Below are 18,273 nucleotides of genomic sequence, written 5' to 3' on the forward strand. Positions count from 1 at the left end.
TTCATTTTTATCAAGGGAAATAGTTACAAATTTTACTTATTCTTTGTCTGGAATGACCTTGAAGAGATAATAAGTGATAAAGATGGTCAAGGCTCCCAGACCGATTTTGACTGGTAAGAGAGGGGCAAAATAAATGGAAATTCCCATCAATATATAGATAGATACGATGATTTTTTTCTTACGTTCACGCGCAATAGACCTAGTCTCGCGAAAATCAGCTACATATGCTTGATAGAGCTTGGTATGATAAAGCCAATCTTCGAAGCGCTTGGAACTTCTAGAAAAACAAGCAATAGACAACAAAAGAAAAGGCGTTGTGGGTAACAAGGGTAAAACTACCCCAACAATAGCCAAGGCCAGTGATAAAAAACCAATAATTAGATAAATAATACGCATAACTACTCCTAGTTAAAATAATCTTCTTCTAGTTTCGCATAAAATGATGAATTTTGTCAAGTTCCAACCAAAAAGAGCCTGAAATGCACTTTCAGGACTCTCCTCTTATTTAATCTTTTCTTCTTCGTAGTCACCCTTGCTACAAACAACCTGCTTGCCACCACCACGGACTTTTTTCTCCATGAGGAAGTTGCCACATTTTGGACAGTCACGACCAACAGGCTTGTCCCAAGAGGTAAATTCACATTCTGGATAGCGATTGCAACCATAGAAGAGGCGATTACGTTTGGTTTTGCGTTCAATGATTTGTCCCTGATGACAACTTGGACACTCAACACCAATCTCTTTCACGATTGCTTGGGTATGACGGCAATCTGGGAAATTGCTACAAGCGTAGAACTTACCAAAACGACCAAGTTTAATGACCATTGGACTGCCACACACTTCACAGTCAAATCCAGCTGGTTCATCCTTGATTTGGATTTTTTCCATTTCTTCTTCAGCCTTGGCGACTTCTTTAGAGAATGGTTTGTAAAAGGCATCTATAACACGTTGCCACTGCTCTTTTCCGACTTCGACATCATCCAGTTTTCCTTCCATTTCAGCTGTGAAGGTCACGTTTACGATATCTGGGAAATATTCAACGATGAGCTTGTTAACAATTTCTCCCAACTCTGTTGGTTCAAAACGTTTGGCCGCAAGGCGAACATAGTAACGTTTCTGAATAGTTTCAATGGTCGGTGCGTAGGTTGACGGACGTCCAACCCCATTTTCTTCCAAGGTCTTGATAAGGGTCGCTTCAGAATAGCGAGCAGGCGGTTGAGTGAAATGTTGCTCTGGTTTGCTATTAATCTGCTTGACCACATCTCCAACAGCCATATCTGGTAACATCTTATTCTTGTCAGAATCATTGTAAATGGCAAGATAACCATCAAACTTAACCTGACTACCATTAGCAGCAAATTGAACCCCATTTTGAGACAATTTAACAGCCATGGTATCAAAGACAGCAGCTGTCATCTGACTCGCTACAAAACGATTCCAGATAAGAGTATAAAGCTTGAGCTGATCCTTGTCCAGATACTTAGCAATACTTTCAGGTGTATTAAAAACACTAGACGGGCGAATAGCCTCATGGGCATCCTGAGCTCCTGAAGCATTTTTGACCTTGCTACCATGCTTAGAATACTTGCTACCAAAACGGTCCGTAATGAAGTTTGCTGCTTCGTTCTGCGCTACTGGACTGATACGAGTCGAATCGGTACGCATATAGGTAATCAAACCTTGAACACCAGAACCGATATTAATTCCTTCATAGAGCTGTTGGGCAACCATCATGGTTTTTCGAGTACGGAAATTGATTTTATTGGCAGCGTCCATCTGCATGGATGAAGTGGTATAGGGTAAAGGAGCATTGCGTTTGCGCTCTTTCTTATCTACCTGATCCACTGAAAAGTCTTTGCTAGTCAGACGAGACAAGACTTCCTTGACCTCATCATTACTAGTCAGTTTCAGCTTTTTACCATCCACTCCATAGAAGGAAGCCTGAAATTGCTTGGTTCCCTTTTTAAAGACAGCATCAATTGTCCAGTATTCTTCTGGCTGGAAGGCATTAATTTCATTCTCACGGTCAATGATGAGTTTAAGGGCAATGGACTGTACGCGCCCTGCTGATAAGCCCTTCTTGACCTTCTTCCACAAAATAGGCGAAATCGAATACCCTACCAAGCGGTCCAAGACACGGCGTGCCTGTTGGGCATCGACCAAGTCCATATCAATCTTGCGTGGCTCTTTGAAAGCATTTTTGACCGCATCCTTGGTGATTTCATTGAAGACCACACGGTTGGCATCATTTTCATCCAAGTTGAGAATATGGGCCAAATGCCAAGAAATCGCTTCTCCTTCACGGTCCGGGTCACTCGCGAGAAAAACTTTATTAGCTTTTTTAGCTTCTTTTTTCAAGTCATTGATAAGAGGACCTTTTCCTCGGATATTGATATATTGCGGTTCATAATTATTTTCAATATCGACGGACATACTGGATTTCTTCAAATCACGGATATGCCCGACACTGGCTAAAACCTTGTAGTTTCTGCCGAGATATTTTTCAATCGTTTTGGCCTTAGCAGGTGACTCCACGATTACTAGATTTTTTTTAACTGTTGATTTTTTCTTTTTTGTTGCCGTAGCCACAGTATCACACCTTTTCAAAGTAATAAACTTTATAAAGTGTAAACCATTTTGCCATAACTGTCAAGACTTAGCTCCAATATATAGAAGAAAAGTTTATCTAGTAAGCGAAATTTCGTCTTATACTCAATGAAAATCAAAGAGCAAACTAGGAAACTAACCGCAGGTTGCTCAAAGCACTGCTTTGAGGTTGCAGATGAGACTGACGAAGTCAGTAACCATACCTACGGAAAGGTGACGCTGACGTGGTTTGAAGAGATTTTCGAAGAGTATTAAAATTCAAATTCCGCAAGAACATCCTGCCCACTTGTAACCAATTTTGCCCCTTCTTGAATCAAATGATGGCAACCGTCTGATAGTCCATCTAAAATGCTACCAGGAATAGCAAAAACATCGCGCCCTTCTTCCATCGCTCTCTCACAGGTAATGAGACTACCTGAGCGCATCTTAGCCTCTGCTACAATCACACCTCGACAAAGTCCAGCAATGATGCGATTACGGGCAGGAAAATGAAATTTTAGAGGTTGTTCGCCAGGTCCATACTCACTGAGAACCAGATGATCATTGCCGATGTAGTCTTGCAAACGTTTATTGGCTTTAGGATAAAACACATCCAGTCCTGTTCCAATCACTGCAATGGTTTTTCCGCCATTCTGAAGAGCTGCCATATGAGCTGCTGTATCAATCCCCTTGGCTAATCCACTGACGATAACCAGTTCATTTTCCAAGCTATGAATGACTTTTTCAACTGACTTAGCTCCCTGTTTGCTACAAGCACGACTTCCTACGACTGCTACCTTAGGGAATTTCAAGAGGTCAAGATTTCCCTTGTAAAATAAAAGTACAGGCGCATCATATATTTCACTCAAATCCCAAGGATAACAGTCATCTAAAATGGAGAAAGATGGAAATTTTTGAAACTCCTTCTCCAAATGCGCATCGTCTATCTGAAAATAACGTTCCATAAAAACAGCTGGATTTCTGCAACCTGAAATTTCTGCAATATCACCTAACAACAGTTCTTGATCAACATTTTCACCGTATTCTAGAACGTTCAAAATCTGTTGATTGGTCAAACCTGATTTTTTTAACTTATAGATTTCATAGTTTGTGATTTTCATAAATATCTCCATTTCTTTTTCTAGTCATCTATTTATTCGTAAAAAAATCAAAAAAAACATCCGACTATTTTAGCCAGATGTTGGAATCTTTAATTTTCGTTTTTAAGAATTTCTTCTAATTTATGATAGTCTTGGACACTATCAATCTCATAGATGCTATTGCCTTCTAGTTCTTCAACATAGACATCTAGCTCTTTGATGTTATCCTTAACCATATTGTCCCAGTAGAGATCAACAAATTCGCCACTTGCATAAGCCTTATCGATAAAGCTGACAATCTTTTCTGCAGTTGGAGCATCCCAGAAGGATACACCACTAAGGATGCGACCTGCCTTACTATCAACAGTAATGTCTTGAACCTTGTAGTCATCTCCATAGACCAAGAACCATTCGTTGGTACAATCTTCACGATAAACACTAAAATAAGTCGAACGTGTCAAATCATTGCGGAACATATTTTTGAAGAGATAGTTATCCGCATCAATAACATAGCTGTTAGCCAACTCTTCTTTTACAAGATAGAGAGAGTAAAAGTTATTGTAGTCAGCGTATTTATCATTGAAAACGAGGCGAACACCGTATTTCTCTTTCAAGTAATCGAATTGTTCTTTAAGATAACCGACAATGATGATGATATCATGGATTCCCTTTTCTTTGAGAAACTCAATTTGGTATTCAATCAAAGGTTTTTGATTAACCTGAACCAAGGCTTTAGGGGTATTTTCAGTCATAGGACGCAAGCGAGTTCCCAAGCCCGCTGCTAAGATAATGGCTTTCACACGAATCTCCTTTATTCTTTAATAATAATATAAACTCCAGCAATGACGACAAGTGACGTAATAATGGTCAGCATATCTAGCGGTGCACCCAAGAAAACAACTGCAAACAAGACTGTCCATACTACATAGCTCACATTCAAGCCTGTAGCCTTGGCTGGTTGCAAGCGATTGATAGCGATATAATAAGCCAAGTAGGAAATCATATCAAAGGCCGCAAAGACAATCATAAGACCTAGCAATTGTCCATTGGCCACTTCTGCAAATGACTGATGAGAGAAGAGCACAATCACAAGATAGGACAAGAATGAAGTTACTTGACGGATCAAGAGAGCCTCGATTTCACTCAATTCACTTTCCATGGCAAAGGAGCTAAGAACACTCTCACTTCCCCATGCAATAGCACAAATCAAAGCACAGAGAATCCCAATGTAGAAGGAATTGACCTGTTCAACCTTATAGGTCTGAGCAATTATCCCTCCAATAATCAAGACAATCCCAAACACAGTATTTTTCGAAATCTTGTGCTTCAAAAAGAAGAAAGCCAATAAAACTGAAATCGCAGGGTAAATAGCCGATACAGATGAAGCTAAGGAACTTCCGATATACTTAACCGCATAAAGATTGGCCTGCATACCGATAGGGCCTGCTAGCAAGGCTCCGATGATAACACTAACATTGCGAATATTTAAGAAAATTGAGAGACGAACTTTTCCTTCTTTTACCAAGAGAAAAGCTAGTAAGATAAAGATACTCAAGAAATCGTGAGCAGCGGCCACCACAAAGGGCGACAAATCTGTAAAAATCGAAAAGATATAAGCACTAATCGTTAGACCTAAACCCCAGAAAATACCTGAGAGTAGACCAAAAGAAACTCCATTTTTATTTTTCATCTGAACCTCCATAATATGACAAACCTTTAACAGCTCTTTGGTAACGACTCACACCATAGTCACCAAAATCTGCACCTTGCTCTTCTTTGTAGACTGTCCATAGACTCCAAATAGCATCTTGCAAAATTTTATAGATTGCAATCTTTTCACGAGAGACAGGTGTTTGCTCACTCTCATAGTGAGACAAGAAGTCTTCTTCCTCTTGACGAGTGAATTCAGACTCTAAAAAGAGGGCAGCCAAATCCCACATTGGATCGTTCATTGATGAATATTCCCAGTCAATCAGATAAAGTCGTCCTTGTGGTGACTCGATAAAGTTTTCAGGCACCAAATCGATATGACAAGATTTTCTGTCAACACCTAAGTCAGCCAGTCTTTTCTCTAAGGAGAAGACTTCTTCTCGAACAGCTTCATAGTTGACATAAGGGATTTTCTCTTCAATCAAGGATTCGTATTTTTTGATTTCTTCAAAAGGAGCAAATTCTCCTCTTAACTCCTTACCAGATGCATGAATAGTTTGTAATATTGGAGCAATTTTGTCAAATTTGGTCTTGATTGACGTTGAATCAAGCGTAATCGCAGATTCGATATACTCATTTACTTTGATACCAGCATCAATATCAAAAAGATAATTTTTTACATCTAGGTCTAAATCTTTAAGTAGTTCAAGATTGTACTTTTCATCTTGACGATTGATCAGCTTTTCTGTCCCTTTACCAAAGAACTTAACGATGTATTGCTTATTTGTTGTTTTGACCAAATAGTTTTGATTGGTCATTCCCCCCAGTTGTTCAACACTGAGGACTTCCTCTTCTTGACTAAGTAGGGAAGAAATTTTTTCTTTAATGATTTTCTCCACAATTAACCTCCAGCACTTATACTTCCCACTTAAACACGGTTTTAAAGGCTGTGTTTAAATCGGTTGCAAAGACACGGTGAATATCTTTAATTTCTCTTACAGGTTCTTCTAGATAAAGGATATTTTTAAGACGATTGGCGAATTTCTTGACTTCCATCATTTGGATTGCATTTTCAAAATCAATGCGACCAGAACGAGAGGAACCAACCAAGAGCAAGCCTTTTTCTAAGGCATCGCGTGTATTGAGATTGACTTTATACTCGCTAACACCCATCATGAGAATCGTTCCCTGAGGACGAATATAGCGAATCAAGTCATTAATGGCTGGTCCAGTACCATCACCACCACAACACTCAAAAGCATGGTCAAAGGTCAAATCTTCAGGAATATTATCAGTAATATGGCATTCTTTGGCAAATGAGAAAAGTTCCAATTTTTCCCAATGACGACCAATAACCACAATCTCTGCTTCTGGCAAAGTATAGTTGATAATATTGGCAACCACAAATGCTAAACTTCCATCTCCAATAACGGCGATTCGGTCCCGCTTGCTATGAGCGAGGGTCAATAGACGATTCATAGCGTGCATGCCGACACTGACAAACTCTGTAATCGCTGCAACCGTGTCTTCAATGGCATCATAAGCCACCACACGGTCTTTAGGGAGAGAAACAAACTCTCTCATAAAGCCATCAAAACCACTAGACAAGAAATGGGTCCCTGTCATGTAGTTCTCATAGAATTCTTCATCACTCTGCATAGGAGGCTGATTTGGAATCATGACAACTTTTTGACCAACCTCATAGGTTCCCGTCGGGTCAGAAATAACGGTTCCACATGACTCGTGAATCATCGCCATTGGAAGCTTTTTATTCAAAATCTTGGGATCACGTTTTCCTTGGTAGTAACGCTGATCCGCATGACAGACCGCCATATAATTAGGGCGGATGAGGATATGATTCTCTTGGTCAATAGCCTCTTCCTGATATTTGACATTGATAAACTTAGGCTTAGTTAGTTGATAAATTTGATTAATCATTTTACTAGTCTTTCTCAATCATACTTTTTGCAATCTTCAAATCTGTTACGGTTGTGATTTTAAGATTTGAATATTCACCCTTGGCCAAGGCCACATCTTTTCCTTTAATGACAAATATTTTACATGCATCTGTCAAGATTTCCTTCTCTTCAGCAGAGAGAGAACCGTAAAGGTCCATGAAGTCCTTGCAACGGAATGTTTGAGGTGTTTGTCCTTGATAAAGGTGAGCACGATTTGGAATATCTGTAATAAATTGACCATTGGTACTTTCAACGATAGTATCAACCGCTTCTACCACTGTATCCACTGCGTCATGATTTTGGGCAAGTTGGATATTGTCCTGAATCATGCGAAGTGTAATAAATGGACGAACAGAATCATGGGTAACAACGATATCCTCTGAAGTAAGCGGACGATAAGCATCAATGGCTTCAATGATTTTCTCAATACTTGTATTGCGGTCAGCACCACCTTTTGTAATGATGATACGTTCCTTATGAAGAGGAAGATATTTATCTACAAGATCTTCTGCATGAGAAACCCAGTCTCCATGAACCCCAACTACAATTTTTTCAATACTTGGTTCCAAGACAAATTTTTCAATTGTATGAATCAAAATAGGTCGATCACCTAGCTCTAAAAATTGTTTTGGCAAGTTACTGATTCCCATGCGTGTGCCAGTTCCACCAGCAAGAATTCCTGCATAAATCATCTATTTTCTCCTTTGTCTTACTAAAAAAACTTATTCTCTCTATTATACCACAATCTAGTCCTATCATGAAAGAAATACCGACCCTCCCGTTCTAGAATAGAAGGTTTAAGGAGTTCTATTATTCAAAGAAACTAGTCCATTTCTAGTAATGACTAGGAATTCTGTAGTCATTACCAATAAATGGCTGTGAAATTTTAGAGTTCTTCAGAATAATATAGTTTTCTTAAAGAAAGCTTAAAATAAAACTTTGGAACTTCAAAGTGATTACTTGACTTATACTCAATGAAAATCAAAAAGCAAACTAGGAAGCTAGCCGTAAGCTGTACTTGAGTACGGTAAGGCGACGCTGACGTGGTTTGAATTTGATTTTCGAAGAGTATTACTGCCCTTCATTTCTTATTAGCTGACTTTATGATATAATGAAAAACGAGGTAAATTGAATGAAAAGTATAAAATTAAATGCTCTATCTTATATGGGAATTCGTGTCTTGAATATTATTTTTCCCATCTTAACTGGTACCTACGTCGCGCGTGTCTTGGACCGAACTGACTATGGTTACTTCAACTCAGTTGACACTATTTTGTCATTTTTCTTGCCCTTTGCGACTTATGGGGTCTATAACTACGGTTTACGGGCCATCAGTAATGTCAAGGATAACAAAAAGGATCTTAATAGAACCTGAACTGCACCCCAAAAGTTAGACATAAAAATCTAACTTTTGGGGTGTTTTTATTATGAAATTAACTTATGATGATAAAGTTCAGATCTATGAACTTAGAAAACAAGGATATAGCTTAGAGAAGCTTTCAAATAAATTTGGGATAAACAATTCTAATATTAGGTACATGATTAAATTGATTGATCGTTACGGAATAGAGTTCGTCAAAAAAGGAAAAAATCGTTACTATTCTCCCGATTTAAAACAAGAAATGATTAATAAAGTATTACATGAAGGCTGGACTAAAGATAGAGTTTCTCTTGAATACGGGCTCCCAAGTCGTACGATACTTCTTAATTGGCTAGCACAATACAAGAAAAACGGGTATACTATTGTTGAGAAAACAAGAGGGAGACCACCTAAAATGGGACGTAAGCCAAAGAAGAGATTTGAAGATATGACAGAATTAGAATGTCTTCAAGCAGAAAATGAGTACTTGAGAGCGGAGAATGCCATTCTAAAAAAGTTGAGAGAACTCCGATTGAGGGACGAAAAGGAGCAAGAAGAAAAACGGAAATTGTTCAAGGACTGGTAACAGAGTTTTCTTTAGATATCCTTCTAAAGATTATTAAGTTTGCCCGTTCAACCTATTATTACCACTTAAAACAGCTGGATCAAAACGATAAAGATTATGATATTAAAGCTGAAATTCAGTCAATTTATACTGAGCATAAAGGAAATTACGGCTATCGTCGCATGACTCTAGAATTACGAAATCGTGGCTTCGTAGTGAACCATAAGAAGGTGCAGCGTCTGATGAAAGTACTTGGTTTAATTGCTCGAATTCGCCGTAAACGAAAGTATTCTTCCTACCAAGGAGAGATTGGCAAGAAAGCAGAGAATCTCATTCAACGCCAATTTGAAGCAACCAAACCAATGCAAAAGTGCTACACAGATGTGACAAAATTTGCCATTCCAGCAAGTAGACTAAAGCTTTATTTATCACCAGTTTTAGATGGCTTTAACAGCGAAATTATCTCCTACAATCTTTCTACTTCGCCGAACTTAGTACAAATGAAAGCTATGCTAGAACAAGCCTTTACAGAGAACCATTACGAAAATACAATTCTCCATAGTGACCAAGGAGGGCAATACCAACACGATTTCTATCATCATTTTTTAAAGAATAAGGGAATCCAGCCATCTATGTCACGTAACGGAAATAGCCCAGATAACGGTATGATGGAATCTTTCTTTGGCATTCTTAAGTCTGAAATGTTTTATGGTTATGAGAAGTCACTTCAGTCTCTTAAGCAATTGGAACAAGCCATTGTAGACTATATTGATTACTACAACAACAAACGAATTAAGGTAAAACTAAAAGGACTTAGCCCTGTACAATACAGAACTAAATCCTTTGCTTAAATTAATTGTCTAACTTTTTGGGGTTAGTACAATATTATGCGTTTTTAATTTTTCTTCAATCCATTACAATAGATAGAGAACTCAATTTCTTATAGGTAAAGGAATTTGAAAATAGCTACTGCCGCAATTGCTGCTGCAATCGGTGCTACTACTGGTACCCAAGAGTACCACCATTTTGAATCGCCTTTGTGCTCACCAAGAACTGATTTTGGAAGGAAAGCATGAAGGAGACGTGGTCCCAAGTCACGGGCTGGGTTCAAGGCAGGTCCTGTAGGTCCACCAAGTGATGTTACCAAAGCCATAACAAGGAATCCAAGTGCCAAGTGAGCTACTGAAAGTCCTGAAGCAGTATGTGGTGCTACTTGGGCTTTGATTGCTAAATCAGAAAAGTCAACATTTTGACCTGCTTGACTAGCCATTTGTTTCATGTATTGAAGCACTTCAGAACCAAAGAAGTTTTTAGTCATACCAAGGGCTGCGAAGAAAAGAACAAATGAACCAACAAACTCATTTACAAAACCATTAACAGTTGCTGCAAAATGTGATTCTTTTGTACCATTATCCAAACTTGAAATTGTTGAGAAAGTACCCAAAATGTTGTTTGGATTTTCAGTTTTCAAGTAGTATGGGCGGTGTGTTGCCACAACCAAGGCTTGACCAAAGATAGCACCCAAAACTTGTGCGATGATATAAGGCGCAACTTGTGCCCAAGGGAAGAGACCGCTGATTGCAAGTCCAAGAGTGAAGGCTGGGTTGATGTGGTTTCCAGATACGTTACCAAACATTAATGCTGGGATCATAACCCCCATACCATAACCAACAGCGATAACGATCCAGCCACTTTGGTGACCTTTCGTACCTTTAAGTTCAACGTTGGCAACTGCACCATTTCCAAGAATGATCAAAATAGCAGTTCCCAAAAATTCAGTGGCATATTTAATTGCCCATGTGAAATCCATTTGATAGATTCTCCTTAAAATTTTTTAGACAATCCTTATTCTATCAATTTTTACATCTTTTAGCAACTACTTTCCCGAAAGATTGTGACAGAAAACGGTTCCAAATCTTATAAACTAATCTTTTTTCCAAGATATCCCCAGTTCATTATGTTATCTACGCTAATCTGATGCTTTTATGTCAATTCCTCCTGATACATAGTATAGGGAATAAGAAGTATCTTTCCCCATTCACCAATCAGAGTTTTGCTATGAAAACAAAACTCTATCCTTCCAATGAAACAATCTTAACCTGATTTATATAAAAATTCTCGTCACATTTCCATAAAAGCTCAGCCATATTTTTGTAAGAAATGGATTTATCGTGATCTGCTCTAATCGTAAGATTATAACCACTTTCATTTCTATCCATGTCAATATTTAGATTGTAAAATCCCTTCTGTTAAATGAGAATATTCAAGGTATCTATTGAAGGTTTATTGGTTACAAATCCAGTCATTCTGATATGATAATGGGTATCGCTTTTCAAAAATTTGGAGCTGCTTTTCTGAACAGAGACTACAATTAAACTACAAAATAAGCCTAGAAAAGCAAAACCTGCCCCAATCGCCATTCCAATACCTGCAGTTGCCCAAATACCAGCTGCTGTGGTGATACCACTGATTTTTTTATCCCTCATGAAAATAATACCACCGCCAATGAAACTAATTCCACTGACAATTTGGGCCGCAACCCTAGAAGTATCATAATTAGGTGTATCCAAGAAAGCTTCTTTTGATAAAATCATCATTAAAGTTGCAGTTAAGGCAACCAAGATATGAGTCTTTCTCCCAGCCTGCTTGTGCTTAGACTTTCTTTCATAGTCAATGATAAAACCAGAAAAACAAGACAATAAAATGAGAATAATATATCGGACTTCAATCGGTAGAGCTATCGTATCAAGCATTATTTCCTCCTCTATTACTCATAATTTTATATTATAGTCCTAGTTGAAACTTTTTCAAGAGAATATATTAGTTGAAAATTGTCCTTTTTAAAACAAAAAACCGCAGTTACCCTCTAGTGATAACTTGCAGTTTTCTGTAACTAATGGATTCTTACAATGTCTCAAACAATTCTTGCATTTGCACATCATCTGGAACCAGTTTTAAATAAGCTTGTGCATTGACTTTTGCTTCTTCAAAGTAGCCCAATTCACGCAAGAGATAGATATAGTGTTCCAGAAACTCTGGATTGTCCTTTAAATCTCCTGCCAACTCTTGGTAAAGCTCATAGGCAGTAGCCAAATCGTCCATTTCTTGATAGGAACGAGCAATCATCCACTTAGTCAAGAGATTTTCTGGCTCCTCACTTTGTAAGTCTAGAATATCCTCATAACGCTCCTGCTCCAGATAAATAGTTGCTAGACGGAGTAAGATTTCTTCCGTATCCTCAGCATCTTCTTTAGCAATAAGGAGATAATTTTCTGCCCCACTAGCATCATGCAATTCATAAGAAAATTGTGAAGCTGCTAACAAGAGTCTTATTTCAAATGGATTTTTCTCCAACCCTTGCTTAGCGATTTGCAGGGCTTCTTGAACTTGATGTTCCTTATGTAAGGCCTGACTGTAACCATACTCATATCCTTCAAAATCAGGTGAAATGGTATCAAGCTGTTTAAAGTAGAGGACAGCTTTTTGGTATTCTTCTTGATCAAAGTAAAGACTGGCCAACTCAAAAGCCGTTAGGTCATCGTATTCTAACTCCAGAGCTTTTTCTAAAAACTCTGTGGCCGTTTCAAATTTCCCTAACTGGGCATAGGCAAAGCCAATCCGTTGATAGGTGGAAATGCCTGTCTGCTCATAAATAGTACGATTATCTAACTGGGCATAGCCTTGAATAGCCTCTTGGTAATTTTCCAACTCACTATCCAACTCTGCTAATCCCAATATCAAGAGAGGATCTTCTGAGTAAGTCAATGCCTCCAATAATTTCTCACGCGCCACATCTGTCAAACCTTCCATCTGGTAAAGGTCTGCTTTCAGAGCCAAAGCCGACACATACCAGTCACTGTCAGCTTGGATTTCCTCTAGATAGGCAAAGGCTTCTTCGATTTGACCATCCTCGCTAGCAATAGATGCTAGATTAAGATGAACCTCTGGGAAATCCTCTACGATTTTCAGGTAAATTTCCTTGGCCTGAGGATAAAAACCAATCCCTTCAAGATAAGTAGCTAACTCATACAGAAGGTCATTTGGATCATTTTCTAAAGCTTTAACGAAATAGTGCTCTGCCTTAACTAAATCTTGCTCTTCCAAAGCCTGTAACATCTGTTGACTATTGTTCACTCTTGACTTCCTCTCCCTCTAGTTCATATAGGCCACTAACTACCTTATACCATTCAAAAATGGCTGAAATGACAACTTTAGCGGAGGCATAAACTGGAATACCGAGCAAGACTCCCCAGATACCAAACATGGATCCTGAAGTTAACAAGACAAAGAGAACATTAATGGGATGGATGTTTAATTGACTTCCCAAAATCAATGGAGAGACAAAACGGCCTTCAATAGTTTGTTCTACGATAAAGACAATCACTACTTTCAAAAGCATGACTGGCCCAGCAATCAAGCCCAATACTAGGGCAGGAAGCATGGCTAGGAAACTACCAAGATAAGGAACCAGATTTAGAATACCAGCAGTAACACCCAGCGTAACCGCATAGCGTAGACCAATGATCTTGAAGAAGATCATAAACATTACCGCAACAATAATAGCCACTGTTACTTGTCCTCGAACATAGTTAGACAACTGCTGATTCACATCTGATAAAACTTGTCCAACAGGTTCTTTCAATTTCGTTGGCATGAATTGGGTCAAATAGTGACGCAGGCCTTTCCCATCACGTAAGAGATAAAAGAGCATGAAAGGAACGATAATCAAGGCAACAATCACTTGAGAGGCCCCACTAATAAAGGCACTCACCCAGTTTACCGCCTGAGAAGAAACCTTGCTCGCCCAAACTGTAGCCTGACTAGAGAAGTTTGTCAAAACTTGTTCTAACTGAGGCCTGAAATCATCTGGTAAACGCTTGGTTACCAAATCATCAATAACCCGATCAGCATCTTCAAGATAGATTGGTACATTTCTTGCAAATGTTAAAACTTGACGTTGCAGATTTGGAATCGCTACTGCCAAGCCCCAAATGATAAAAAGAGCGATGATGACGAAGACAATAGTGATAGCTATAACACGATTAACCTTATGCTTCTCCATCCAATCAACAATAGGATTTAATAAATAATATAACAAACCAGATAAAATAACTGGCAACATCACGACTGCCAAAAAGTCTAAAACAGGTGAAAATAAAAAACTAATCTTGCTTAAAATAAAAAGATTTAAGCCAAGTAACAAGGTTACCAAAAATACCGTAATGGCTTTGTTATCTAAAAACCACTTAAAAAACCAAGATAGGCTAAAATGTTTCTCTTTTTGATCCATAAATACTTCCTTTCTATTGTTCTCCCATTATACCATTTTTGAAACAAAATAACTCTTTTTTAAAGTGCTTACATGAAGACCACTACATAAAAAATCTCCTCAAAAGAGGAGATTCGATTAGTCTTGAATATGACGGTCTAAGTTCTTCTGATAATCAGCATTGGATTTGGCTTTTTCATCAGCAAACTTCTTACGGAACTCATCCATTTCTTTAGTAGTGACAATCTTATCTTGGATTTTCAGATACTTGTAGCTATTTTCACTAGTCTTATCACCTACCCAGCCACCGGCACCACTGCCAGGAACCATTTTCGTCACTAGCATTTGAGCACCATCAGAGTATACTGGAATAACAAGTGCACTATCTGACAACCAAGCTTGGGCCTTAGCATATTTGGAATAACGTTTTTGAAGGTCTGTTTTCTCACTATTTGCATCATCAATCAGTTCTTTGTATTTATCCAATCCAACTGTTTTAATAACTGGATTGTCTGTTCCTGGTGCCACACCAAGAGCACCTAGGAGGCTTGGACCTGAAGTTGGATCAAATACATCTAGATAAGTCGATGGATCAGCAAAGTCTGGATTCCAACCACTGACTGCATTAATATCCCAGTCAGTATTTGCATTGGAAGTAGCTAGAACAGTCATACTTCCCAATTCATCATCAGAAACCTGTTGAATGTCAACAACCACATTTTCAGAGCCTAAGGCTTCCTCGATGGATTGTTTATAAGACTGAACCTGACGAATAAAATCTGGATTTGATGAAGAAATTGGCAAATCTAAATGAATTGGGAACTGTACTCCATCAGCTTGAAGAGTTTTCTTAGCAGATTCAAACTTAGCCTTAGCCTTGTCTACATTATGAAGTGAATCTTGGGCATCATCAAGACTAACATCTTTCCAGACGTTATCCAATTTATCCAATTCTGTCTTAGTAACTTGACCAAATGTTTGATCTCCTACTTGAACAAATGTTGGAGGAGTGAAACTTGTCCGTAACTTACGAGGTCCTACTTCATCACCAAATACTTGAGAGATCCCTGCTTTACGATCTACCGCAAAAGCCAAGGCTTGACGGAAATCTTTGTTTAACAAGGCTTTCTTAGTAGAAGTTTTTTCTGCATCACTTGTTTTAGCAGTGTGATTGTAATTTACACGGTCGATATTGGTTGAGATATAAAAAACTCCTCCACGCTGTTGACCATACACAATATTATCCTTGTATTTTTCTTTTAGACGTTCATAGTTGGCAGAGTTTTTAAAGAGTGGTGCAGCTGGATAGTATCCCTCATCAAAACCGCGTCCTAGAGAGTCTGCATCTTGACCATCAAAGAAGGATAACTTAATATCATCAATAAAGACATTTTGTTTATCCCAGTAGTGTTGATTTTTGGTCATTTCGATAGAAGACTTAGATGTAAGACCTTTGAGGAGATAAGGCCCATTGTATAGAATGCTCGTTACATCCGTTGGTTTACCAAAGTCATCTCCTTTAGAAGCTAAAAAGTCTTCATTAACTGGTGCAAGGACTCCCATTGTTGTTTTTGAATTCCAGAAAGATTCTGGATGATTCAAAGTATAGACTACAGTATAATCGTCAGTTGCTTTTACCCCAACAGTAGAAAAATCTGTTGTTTTCCCATTTACATAGTCATCCAATCCTTTGATAGAATCCTGTACGAGATAAAGAGCCTGTGATTTCTTATCTGCTGCGTGTTTCAGACCAGTCACAAAGTCTTGAGCCTTGACTTCACCATACTCTTCCCCCTCATTGGTATACCATTTGATACCCTGACGGATTTTATAGGTATAGGTCAAACCATCTTTGGAAACAGTCCAATCTTCTGCAACTGATGGAACCAGATTCCCATATTGGTCATTTTCAAGCAAACCGTCAATAACGTTACCTGTGACCTGTTTAGTGCTGACATTTCCAGAAACTGTATAATCCAGAGTCGAAGGATCTGATGAAAATACATAGGCATAAGTAACTGGTTTATTTGCTTCTTTATTAGCATTACCAGATGAACACGCTGCTAGGACAGCTGCCGAGAGTACAGCAACTCCTGCTGCTAAGAAAACACGTTTTTTCATAAACAAACTCCTTTGCAATTTGTATAAGATTATTATAGCACTTTTATTAAGTAAATCAATGAAAACATTCTTAATATTATCATGAAAAGAATGTGGAAAATCTCTTGCCAAGCTTGATTTTTTCATACTAGCATTTTTGTGATATAATAGTCTTATCTTTATATAGAGGTAAAGTTATGAAAGAAACTGTTTATTTTGGAACTTATACACGTCGGACTTCCCAAGGGATTTACAAGGCAGACTTTAATACAGAAACTGGTCAGCTTTCAAATCTAGAACTTTTTGCTACTGAGCCAAGTCCAACCTACCTTGCCTTTGACCAGTACCAACATTTATACACTGTTGGTAGTCAAGACGATAAGGGAGGAATTGCAGCCTATCAAACTGACGGGACTTTATTAAATCATGTCGTGGAAGAAGGAGCCCCCCACTGTTATGTTGCCGTTGATGAAAAGCGTGATTTGGTTTATGCGGCCAACTACCATAAAGGACAGATCCTTGTTTATAAACGTCAGGAAGATGGTCGTCTTCTACTTAGTGATGTTGATCAACACAGTGGCAAAGGTCCACATGAAAATCAAGCTTCTCCACATGTTCACTATACAGATTTAACACCTGACCACTATCTAGTGACCTGCGACTTGGGTACTGACCAAGTCGTCACTTATGACCTTGATCAAGAAGGGAAATTATCTAAGCTCTATACCTACAATAGTATTCCTGGAGCTGGTTCTCGTCATATCGTTTTCCATAACCACTATAAAATCGCTTATCTCATTTGTGAACTCAATAGCACTATTGAAGTTCTAATCTACGATGGTGTTGGCGAATTTGAACGCATGCAAGTTATCTCAACTCTACCAGAAGGTTACGAAGGTTTTAATGGTACTGCGGCTATTCGTCTCTCTAAAGACGGTAAATACCTCTACGCTTCTAACCGTGGTCATGATTCTATCGCAGTATATACAATCCTTGCGGACGGTAGTTTAGAGTTGTTAGAAATCGTTCCGACACATGGTCAGACTCCACGTGATTTTGATTTGACACCAGACCAAGAATTTGTCATTGCTGTCCATCAAGACTCTGACAATGCAACCATCTTTAAACGCAATCCTGAAACTGGTCGTCTAGCCGAACTTTCCAACGACTTCCATGTTCCAGAAGCGGTCTGCATCAGTTTTGCCCCTTAAGAAAACATAAAAAATGAACTTGGTAACTCAAGTTCATTTTTTTCTTATAGTCTTTTTCCGACATTAATACGGTTAATGGCACGTTGCAGTGCAATCTTCGCACGACGTTCTTGATCAATCAAGTTTTTGTCTTGTGCTTCTTCAATTTCACGCTCTGCTCGAAGTTTGGCACGTTCTGCACGACTGATATCGATATCACGAGCACGTTCTGCAGAATCCGCAACGATTGTGATGGTATTATTGGCAATTTCAATAACGCCCCCGTTTACTGCAATCCAGTTCACGTGATCTTCATCATCAATACGCTTTACCTTTACTTCATCAACTGCTAAAACCGCAATCATATTTTCATGTCGTGGCAAGATCCCCATCTCACCATCCAGAGTTCGAACCGATACATAGCTGGCATGGTGATCATAGACGAGACCATCTGGTGTCACGATCTGGACAGTTAACTGAGCCATAGATCACCTC

16 protein-coding genes and 1 pseudogene are annotated in these 18,273 nt (G+C 38.6%); 3 read left to right on the forward strand and 14 right to left on the reverse strand.

The window, feature by feature from the left end; genetic code table 11:
• Positions 1-36: 36 nt before the first annotated feature.
• The 8 genes from KV696_RS02195 to KV696_RS02230 all read right to left on the reverse strand — a co-directional run bounded on the left by KV696_RS02195 (position 37) and on the right by KV696_RS02230 (position 7,986).
• Positions 37-396, reverse strand: coding sequence for a YbaN family protein (locus KV696_RS02195; RefSeq protein ID WP_001220353.1), 360 nt, complete (start codon positions 394-396; stop codon positions 37-39).
• Positions 397-501: 105 nt separating this feature from the next.
• Entirely contained in the window at positions 502-2,589 is a 2,088-nt protein-coding gene (gene topA / locus KV696_RS02200) for a type I DNA topoisomerase (protein ID WP_000179655.1), read from the reverse strand.
• A 269-nt stretch (positions 2,590-2,858) separates the two neighbouring features.
• Positions 2,859-3,707: a DNA-processing protein DprA gene (gene dprA / locus KV696_RS02205; protein WP_219966734.1), complete on the reverse strand. Its 849-nt coding sequence runs from the start codon at positions 3,705-3,707 to the stop codon at positions 2,859-2,861.
• Between the two features lie 89 nt (positions 3,708-3,796).
• Entirely contained in the window at positions 3,797-4,486 is a 690-nt protein-coding gene (locus KV696_RS02210) for a sugar phosphate nucleotidyltransferase (protein ID WP_000643959.1), read from the reverse strand.
• Between the two features lie 11 nt (positions 4,487-4,497).
• Positions 4,498-5,376, reverse strand: a complete 879-nt coding sequence (locus KV696_RS02215; protein WP_203176500.1) for a DMT family transporter — start codon at positions 5,374-5,376, stop codon at positions 4,498-4,500.
• The gene (locus tag KV696_RS02220; RefSeq protein ID WP_000411220.1) at positions 5,366-6,235 is read right to left on the reverse strand and encodes a phosphotransferase family protein; all 870 of its coding nucleotides are present in this window, start codon (positions 6,233-6,235) and stop codon (positions 5,366-5,368) included. Before KV696_RS02220 ends, KV696_RS02215 begins: the two co-directional genes overlap by 11 nt.
• A 16-nt stretch (positions 6,236-6,251) precedes the next feature.
• Complete coding sequence (locus tag KV696_RS02225) at positions 6,252-7,274, reverse strand: ribitol-5-phosphate dehydrogenase (RefSeq protein ID WP_203176496.1); 1,023 nt, start codon at positions 7,272-7,274, stop codon at positions 6,252-6,254.
• A 4-nt stretch (positions 7,275-7,278) separates the two neighbouring features.
• Complete coding sequence (locus KV696_RS02230) at positions 7,279-7,986, reverse strand: IspD/TarI family cytidylyltransferase (protein WP_023940235.1); 708 nt, start codon at positions 7,984-7,986, stop codon at positions 7,279-7,281.
• A gap of 440 nt (positions 7,987-8,426) precedes the next feature.
• Between KV696_RS02230 and KV696_RS02235 the strand changes: the two are divergent.
• Both KV696_RS02235 and KV696_RS02240 read left to right on the forward strand, forming a co-directional pair.
• Positions 8,427-8,666, forward strand: a pseudogene (locus tag KV696_RS02235) (lipopolysaccharide biosynthesis protein); the annotation flags it as partial.
• A 55-nt stretch (positions 8,667-8,721) separates the two neighbouring features.
• Positions 8,722-10,070 (forward strand): IS3 family transposase gene (locus KV696_RS02240; RefSeq protein WP_219966735.1). Its coding sequence is split into 2 segments (ribosomal slippage): positions 8,722-9,172 and positions 9,172-10,070, totalling 1,350 coding nucleotides; the frame shifts between segments, so codons are not numbered across the junction.
• Between the two features lie 89 nt (positions 10,071-10,159).
• On the opposite strand, the gene gla is transcribed toward KV696_RS02240, so the two are convergent.
• The 5 genes from gla to KV696_RS02265 all read right to left on the reverse strand — a co-directional run bounded on the left by gla (position 10,160) and on the right by KV696_RS02265 (position 16,609).
• Positions 10,160-11,029 carry an aquaglyceroporin Gla gene (gene gla, locus KV696_RS02245; RefSeq protein WP_049491488.1) on the reverse strand — a complete coding sequence of 290 codons (870 nt, stop codon included), beginning with the start codon at positions 11,027-11,029 and terminating at the stop codon, positions 10,160-10,162.
• Positions 11,030-11,468: 439 nt separating this feature from the next.
• Positions 11,469-11,972: an MgtC/SapB family protein gene (locus KV696_RS02250; protein WP_258318538.1), complete on the reverse strand. Its 504-nt coding sequence runs from the start codon at positions 11,970-11,972 to the stop codon at positions 11,469-11,471.
• A 151-nt stretch (positions 11,973-12,123) separates the two neighbouring features.
• Complete coding sequence (locus KV696_RS02255; RefSeq protein ID WP_219966736.1) at positions 12,124-13,353, reverse strand: tetratricopeptide repeat protein; 1,230 nt, start codon at positions 13,351-13,353, stop codon at positions 12,124-12,126.
• Positions 13,343-14,509 carry an AI-2E family transporter gene (locus KV696_RS02260; RefSeq protein WP_219966737.1) on the reverse strand — a complete coding sequence of 389 codons (1,167 nt, stop codon included), beginning with the start codon at positions 14,507-14,509 and terminating at the stop codon, positions 13,343-13,345. The genes KV696_RS02255 and KV696_RS02260 overlap by 11 nt, the downstream gene beginning before the upstream one ends.
• Positions 14,510-14,626: 117 nt before the next feature.
• Positions 14,627-16,609 (reverse strand): peptide ABC transporter substrate-binding protein, encoded by a 1,983-nt coding sequence (locus tag KV696_RS02265; protein WP_219966738.1) that lies wholly within the window; start codon positions 16,607-16,609, stop codon positions 14,627-14,629.
• Between the two features lie 176 nt (positions 16,610-16,785).
• Between KV696_RS02265 and KV696_RS02270 the strand changes: the two genes are divergently transcribed.
• Positions 16,786-17,799 carry a lactonase family protein gene (locus KV696_RS02270; protein ID WP_219966739.1) on the forward strand — a complete coding sequence of 338 codons (1,014 nt, stop codon included), beginning with the start codon at positions 16,786-16,788 and terminating at the stop codon, positions 17,797-17,799.
• A 44-nt stretch (positions 17,800-17,843) separates the two neighbouring features.
• Here the strand turns inward: KV696_RS02270 and KV696_RS02275 are convergent, their stop codons facing one another.
• Positions 17,844-18,263 carry a F0F1 ATP synthase subunit epsilon gene (locus KV696_RS02275; protein ID WP_000068043.1) on the reverse strand — a complete coding sequence of 140 codons (420 nt, stop codon included), beginning with the start codon at positions 18,261-18,263 and terminating at the stop codon, positions 17,844-17,846.
• Positions 18,264-18,273: the final 10 nt, after the last annotated feature.

The organism is Streptococcus humanilactis (assembly GCF_019448275.1).
GTDB lineage: Bacteria > Bacillota > Bacilli > Lactobacillales > Streptococcaceae > Streptococcus > Streptococcus humanilactis.